Genomic DNA, 2,230 nt, shown 5'->3' on the forward strand with positions numbered 1-2,230 from the left:
GCCGCCTGGCGGTCCGCCACCAGCGATTTCAGCGAACTGTTCTTCAGGCACAGCAGCTCCGCCACCAGCAGCCACGGGATCATCCCGCTGTCGCAGTAGGCGAAGTCGCGGAAGTAGTGGTGCGCGCTCATCTCCCCGCCGTAGATGGCGTCTTCCTGGCGCATCCGCTCCTTGATGAACGCATGCCCGGTCTTCGACATCACCGGCTGGCCGCCGCTGCGGGTCACGATGTCCACCGTGTTCCACGTCAGGCGCGGGTCATGAATGATTTTCGCCCCCGGCTGCTTCTGCAGGAACGCTTCCGCCAGCAGGCCGACAATGTAGTACCCCTCGATAAACGACGCCTCGTCATCGAACAGGAAGCAGCGGTCGAAGTCGCCGTCAAAGGCGATACCCATGTCCGCCTGATGCGCACGCACCGCGTCGGCGGTATCCTGGCGGCACTCCGGCAGCAGCGGGTTCGGGATACCGTTCGGGAAATGGCCATCCGGCTGGTGATGCACCTTGATAAAGGTCACCGGCGCCCCGGCCGCCGCGAAGCGTTTCTCCACCTCATCAATCACGTGCCCCGCCGCCCCGTTGCCGGAGTTCACCACCAGCTTCAGCGGACGGGTGAAGTTCGCCAGGTCCACGTAGCCCATCAGGTGGTCGACGTACTCCTTCAGCACCGATATCTGGCGCAGGGTCCCGCGACGCGCCGGGTCCACCGGCGGGAACTGGTTTTCCTCCGCCAGGCGCTGGATATCCCGCAGGCCGGTGTCGCCGCTGATGGGCTTCGCGTTCTCGCGCACCAGCTTCATGCCGTTGTAGTTCATCGGGTTGTGGCTGGCCGTCACCTCGATACCGCCGTCCACCCCGAGGTGGAAGGTGGCGAAGTAAATCTCTTCCGTACCGCTCAGGCCGATATCCAGCACGTCGGTGCCGGCGTCCATCAGCCCGCGGGCCAGCGCCAGCTTCAGCGACTCGCTGGTGAGGCGCACATCGCCCCCCACCACTATCTTCCCGGGTTTCAGAAATTCTCCGTAGGCGCGGCCGATACGGTAGGCGATGTCCTCGTTCAGCTCCTCGCCCAGTTCACCACGGATGTCATAAGCCTTAAAGCATGTTAACTGTGTCATTCTGCGTTTTGTCCCGAAAAAAATTAGCAACGACCATACTGGTCTTTAATACGAATAATGTCGTCCTCGCCGAGGTACGACCCCGACTGGATCTCCAGCACTTCCAGCGGAATGCGGCCCGGGTTTTCCAGACTGTGCTCGGCGCCAATCGGAATAAAGGTGGACTGGTTCTCGGTCAGCAGGAACTGCTTGCCGTTGACCGTCACCTGGCCGGTGCCGGCGAGAATGACCCAGTGCTCGGCGCGGTGGTGGTGCATCTGCATCGAGAAGGCGCCGCCCGGTTTCACGGTAATGCGGTTGACATTGAAACGCGGGGTCTGGACCACCACGTCGCAGCGGCCCCAGGGACGGTAAATCTCGCGGTGGCGCTTGTACTCGCTGCGCTGGTTCTGCTTGAGGAACTCGACCGCCTTCTTCACGTCCTGGGAACGCTCACGGTTCATCACCAGCACGGCGTCCTTGGTGCTGACAATCACCAGGTTCTCCACGCCGATGGCCGCCACCAGCTTCTCGTCGCTGTTGATGTAGCAGTTTTCGCTGTTGTGCACCCACGCGTCACCGCTGAGGACGTTGCCCTGCTCATCTTTCGGGCTGACCTCCCACAGGGCGGACCAGGAGCCGACGTCGCTCCAGTCGGCATCGAGACCGACCACCACCGCGTCGGCGGTTTTCTCCATCACCGCGTAGTCCACGGACTCGTCCGGGCACTCGCAGAAAATGTCATGCGGGATGCTGATGAAGTCGCTGCCGTTATCGGCGGCATTGACCGCGGCCTGGCAGGCTTCGAGGATATCCGGGCGGAATTTGGCCAGCTCGGAGAGGTATTTTTTGGCGCGGAACATAAACATGCCGCTGTTCCAGTAGTACTCCCCGGAGGCGAGGTAGGCCTCGGCGCGCTCGCGGTCCGGCTTCTCCACGAAACGGGCCACCTGGTACGGGGTATGGGCGCTGTCGGTGAGGGCCACGCCGCGCTGGATGTAGCCGTAGCCGGTTTCCGGGGCGTTCGGCACGATACCGAAGGTGACCAGATGGCCTTCATCGGCATACTGCTCGGCGACGCGGATGGCGTCGTGGAAGACCGGCTGGTTATTGATGATATGGTCGGCGGCGAG

At 62.7% G+C, this 2,230-nt stretch carries 2 protein-coding genes; both read right to left on the reverse strand.

Features of this window, described 5'->3' with window-relative positions; all coding sequences use genetic code 11:
- Positions 1-1,118, reverse strand: a 1,118-nt coding sequence (gene rfbK, locus KHQ24_RS23775) for an O9 family phosphomannomutase RfbK (protein WP_117129539.1), incomplete at its 3' end; no start/stop codon positions are given.
- A gap of 23 nt (positions 1,119-1,141) precedes the next feature.
- Positions 1,142-2,230 (reverse strand): mannose-1-phosphate guanylyltransferase/mannose-6-phosphate isomerase (locus KHQ24_RS23780; RefSeq protein ID WP_203283555.1); only part of this gene is annotated, 1,089 nt, incomplete at its 5' end.

The sequence above is a fragment of the Klebsiella sp. 54 genome (assembly GCF_018223875.1).
In the GTDB taxonomy this organism is placed as follows: Bacteria; Pseudomonadota; Gammaproteobacteria; order Enterobacterales; family Enterobacteriaceae; genus Klebsiella; species Klebsiella quasipneumoniae.